The sequence below is a fragment of the Skermanella sp. genome, from assembly GCF_059503625.1.
Genome location: NZ_JCACHA010000083.1, coordinates 1 through 4,066 on the forward strand (window position 1 = coordinate 1; position 4,066 = coordinate 4,066).

Sequence of the window (4,066 nt, forward strand, 5' to 3'; positions counted from 1 at the left end):
GGGAGCTGACGGGGCCGTACTTCCTCTATATGCATATGCTGACCCCGCATCCGCCCTTCGACATGACCAGGAACGGCGAGGTGCTGCCGCCGGAAGGCGGCTTCTGGAGCATGAACGACGGCTCGCACTACACGAAGCATCTGCCGGAGCGGGAGGAATCCTACCGGCGCGGCTATGTCGAGAAGCTGGTCTACACCAACGACGGCATCCTCTCGCTGGTCCGCCGCGTCATCGGGGAAGCCAAACGGCCGACCATCGTCATCGTCCACGGCGACCACGGCGGCGGCAAGCACTTCGACCACGACAGCGCGGAGCACAGCTGCATGGGCGAACGCTTCGCCCCGCTCCTGGCGGTCTATTCTACAGATGGACAGTTGCAGCGGAATCTACCGGCGGACATCAACTTGACCAACCTCTACCGCGTTGTCTTCAACACCTATTTCGGCACCGACATGCCGATGCTGCCCAGCCGAAGCGTCTTCATCGGCTGGAAACGCCCGGAGCAGCGGCGGGTGGTCACGCCGGAAGAAATCGCGCGGAGTTGCGGGGGATCGTGAGGCGGTCGCCGCGCCGGCTTACGCCGCGTTCAGCGTTGGGATACTGGCCAACTCGTCTCCCAACTCGCGCGAGAGCCGGTCAAGGTCGTAGCGGGCCTGGAGATTGACCCATAGCTCCGGCCCGTTTCCGCACAACTTGCCCAGGCGCAACGCCATGGCCGCCGTGACGGGAGCCTCTTCGCGCAGGATCGCGTAGAGCGTCTGTCGCGATACTTTCAGCAACCCGGCAATCTCGGCGACCGGGCGTCCGAGTGCCGGGATCACATCCTCGCGCAGCAGTTCGCCGGGGTGCATAGCGGGCAGTCCGCATTTTACAGGAGCTTCCGACATCAGTGATAATCCTCTAAATCGACGTCGATGACGTCGGCGCCGTCCCACCCGAATGTAATCCGCCAATTTGCCGTAACCCGTACCGACCAGCGCTGCTCACCTTCCAGGCCGTGAAAGAAATAGCCGGGAAGGTTCATGTCGTCCGGCTTGGTCGCTACCTCCAGCGCCCGCAGAATACGGCTGATACGAGCTGTATTCTGCACGGCCAGCTTTTCCGGTTTTCCAGTTTCGAAGAATTGCCGAAGCGGCTTGCTACGGAAGGTCCGGATCATGATTGTAAGGTATCGCTTTACAGAGAGGTCGTCAACGAGAATGTAAGGCAACACTTTACAATATTACGACCCATACGGATGTGGGCAAATTGCCCCATGCCATGAAGGCCGAAGGCATCGATCCATCGCCATTGATTGCGCCACCATCGGGGTATATGGTCTACTTCCGGCCACTTGAGGGGCCAAGGGGATCGGCAGGGTGGCGGGTAAGGACAACAGTACTTCCAATCGCAAGCTGGATCTGGCGGCGCGGGCGGCGTGGCTTTACTACATCAGGGGCCGGACGCAGGACGAGATCGCGACGGAATTGAACGTCTCGCGCCAGAACGCGCAGCGGCTGATCGCGCTGGCGACGTCGGAAGGGCTCATCAAGTTCCGGATGGACTATCCGATCACCGAATGCGTCGAGATGGCGGAGCGGCTGAAGGACCGTTTCGGGCTTGTGTTCTGCGACATCATTCCGGGGGAGCGGCGGGATGAGGCTCCGGTGGCGGGGATCGCCATCAGCGCCGCCGAGCGGATCGAAAGCTACCTGTCCAGCAAGGCGCCCGCCGTGCTGGCGCTCGGCACAGGACGGACCCTGCGGGCGGCCGTGGCGCAGGTCTCATCGATGGAGCGGCCCCAGCACAAGATCGTCTCCCTCGTCGGCAACCTGACCCGCGATGGACGGGCCAGCCCCTATGACGTCGCGATGCGGCTATGCGACCGGACGGGTGCTCAGTGCTATCCGCTGCCGACTCCCGTCGTGGCCGACGATATCGAGCAGCGCAAGCTGCTTCAGTCGCAACGCTGGTACAAGACGGTCAGTTCGCTGGTTTTACAAGTCAAGGCGTCCTTCATGGGGATCGGCGAGATCGGCTGGGGATCGCCGCTGCATGTCGATGGCTTCATCACCGACCAGGAACTCGCCGACCTCGTCAGCAGCCATGCCGTGGGCGAAATGCTGGGCTGGGCGTTCGACCAGGACGGCGTTTTGCTGCCGACCGCCTTCAACGAGCGGCTGACCGCGCCGCCGCTGATCGTGCCGGCCGAACGGCCGACGATCATCATGGGGGCAGGGGCGGCCAAGGCTCCCGCAATCCGCGGCGCACTGCGCGGGCGCTTGGCGAACGGGCTGATTACGGACGAAACGACGGCTACCCGCGTCCTCGATCTCAACTGAAACAACTCGGACAAAAGCTGAAGTTCGGGCAAATGCCCAAAGCTTGCCGAACTCACCTTCGCAAGTGCAGCAAGATTATGTCGAAAATCGGTATCCCAATGGCGTAGACGCTATGATTTTCTTGACGCTTCCAGAGCCCCATGTGATGTTTGCCCAACGTCCGGGCAAATGCTCAAAGAAGACGATTGAAAGGGAGGAGCGGAATGATCAAGAAAACCCATTTTCTTGGACTGCTGACGGCTACCATTCTGGCGGGGACGGCGGCGGTGCAGGCGCAGACGCGCCTGACGATCGCGACCGTCAACAATGGCGACATGATCGTCATGCAGAAGCTGTCGAGCAAGTTCGAGCAGGCCAATCCCGACATCAAGCTGGACTGGGTGGTTCTGGAAGAAAACGTGCTGCGCCAGCGCGTCACCACCGACATCGCCACCAAGGGCGGCCAGTACGACGTGCTGACCATCGGCACCTATGAAGTGCCGATCTGGGCAAAGCAGGGCTGGATCAAGAAGTTCGACAATCTTCCGGCCGCCTATGACGTCAACGACGTCCTGAAGCCGGTCCGCGAAGGCCTTTCCTACAATAACGAGCTTTACGCGCTGCCGTTCTACGCGGAAAGCTCGATGACCTATTACCGCAAGGATCTGGTGCAGAAGGCCGGCATGACCATGCCGGACCAGCCGACTTACCAGCAGATCAAGGATCTGGCGGCCAAGATCCATGACCCGGCCAACCAGGTCTACGGCATCTGCCTGCGCGGCAAGCCCGGCTGGGGCGAGAACATGGCCTTCATCAGCACGATGGTGAATACTTTCGGCGGCCAGTGGTTCGATCAGAACTGGAACACCAAGATCGACAGCCCGGAATGGAAGGAAGCCATCACCCTCTACATCGACCTGCTGAAGAATTACGGCCCGCCGGGCGCCAGCAGCAACGGCTTCAACGAAAACCTCGCGATGTTCTCCAACGGTCAGTGCGGCATGTGGATCGACTCCACGGTCGCCTCGGGCATGCTCTACAATCCGGCGACGTCCAAGGTCGCGGACAAGCTGGGCTTCGCGCAGGCTCCGATAGCGACATGGCCGAAGGGGTCGAACTGGCTGTGGTCCTGGGCGCTGGCGGTGCCGGAATCCTCCAAGAAGGAAGACGCGGCCAAGAAGTTCGTCACCTGGGCCACGTCCAAGGAATACATCCAGCTTGTCGGCGAAACCGAAGGTTGGGTCTCCGCCCCTCCGGGCACCCGGCAGTCCACCTATGAGAACAAGCAGTATCTCGACGCGGCTCCCTTCGCCAAGTTCGTCGAGCAGGCGATCGAAACAGCCGATCCGGTGAACACGACCAAGAACCCGAAGTCCTATGTCGGGGTCCAGTTCGCCGGCATTCCGGAGTTCCAGGCGATCGGCACCCAGACCGGCCAGACCATGGCCGCAGCATTGACCGGCCAGATGAAGCTGGATCAGGCGCTGAAGACCGCGCAGTCCGCCGCCGAGCGGGCGATGAAGCAGGCCGGTTACCCCAAGAAGTAATCAAGCCGAACACCCGAAGGCTCCGGTCCTCCCCAAGTCCCGCAGCAGCTTCCAATGCTGCGGGACACGGGAAACGTGTCGCAGCACACTGGGAAACAAATCGATGTCAGCCAGCATAGCAACGGGGGCCGTCAAGCCGGCCCCGACGGTGCGAAGATCCGGACAGAAGGTACGGACGCTCCCCTTCGTAGCTCCTGCGGTGCTCATCCTCCTGGTCTG

Annotated in this window: 5 protein-coding genes; 3 read left to right on the plus strand and 2 right to left on the minus strand. The window is 61.6% G+C overall.

Annotated elements, in window-relative coordinates:
- The coding region (locus AC5JJ6_RS02195; protein ID WP_496040472.1) for a hypothetical protein at positions 1-557 on the plus strand (557 nt) is incomplete at its 5' end.
- Between the two features lie 18 nt (positions 558-575).
- Here the strand turns inward: AC5JJ6_RS02195 and AC5JJ6_RS02200 are convergent.
- Together AC5JJ6_RS02200 and AC5JJ6_RS02205 are read right to left on the minus strand one after the other, a co-directional pair.
- The gene (locus AC5JJ6_RS02200) at positions 576-887 is read right to left on the minus strand and encodes a HigA family addiction module antitoxin (protein WP_496040473.1); all 312 of its coding nucleotides are present in this window, start codon (positions 885-887) and stop codon (positions 576-578) included.
- Complete coding sequence (locus tag AC5JJ6_RS02205; RefSeq protein ID WP_496040474.1) at positions 887-1,159, minus strand: type II toxin-antitoxin system RelE/ParE family toxin; 273 nt, start codon at positions 1,157-1,159, stop codon at positions 887-889. The genes AC5JJ6_RS02200 and AC5JJ6_RS02205 overlap by 1 nt, the downstream gene beginning before the upstream one ends.
- 199 nt (positions 1,160-1,358) lie before the next feature.
- On the opposite strand from AC5JJ6_RS02205, the gene AC5JJ6_RS02210 reads away from it, so the two are divergent.
- Positions 1,359-2,321: a sugar-binding transcriptional regulator gene (locus AC5JJ6_RS02210; RefSeq protein ID WP_496040475.1), complete on the plus strand. Its 963-nt coding sequence runs from the start codon at positions 1,359-1,361 to the stop codon at positions 2,319-2,321.
- Between the two features lie 203 nt (positions 2,322-2,524).
- Complete coding sequence (locus AC5JJ6_RS02215) at positions 2,525-3,847, plus strand: ABC transporter substrate-binding protein (protein ID WP_496040476.1); 1,323 nt, start codon at positions 2,525-2,527, stop codon at positions 3,845-3,847.
- Positions 3,848-4,066 lie beyond the last annotated feature (219 nt).

Coding starts and splice junctions, on each gene's coding strand:
- AC5JJ6_RS02215 (WP_496040476.1), top strand. CDS start 2,525: ATGATCAAGAAAACCCATTTTCTTGGACTGCTGACGGCTACCATTCTG.
- AC5JJ6_RS02200 (WP_496040473.1), bottom strand. CDS start 887: ATGTCGGAAGCTCCTGTAAAATGCGGACTGCCCGCTATGCACCCCGGC.
- AC5JJ6_RS02205 (WP_496040474.1), bottom strand. CDS start 1,159: ATGATCCGGACCTTCCGTAGCAAGCCGCTTCGGCAATTCTTCGAAACT.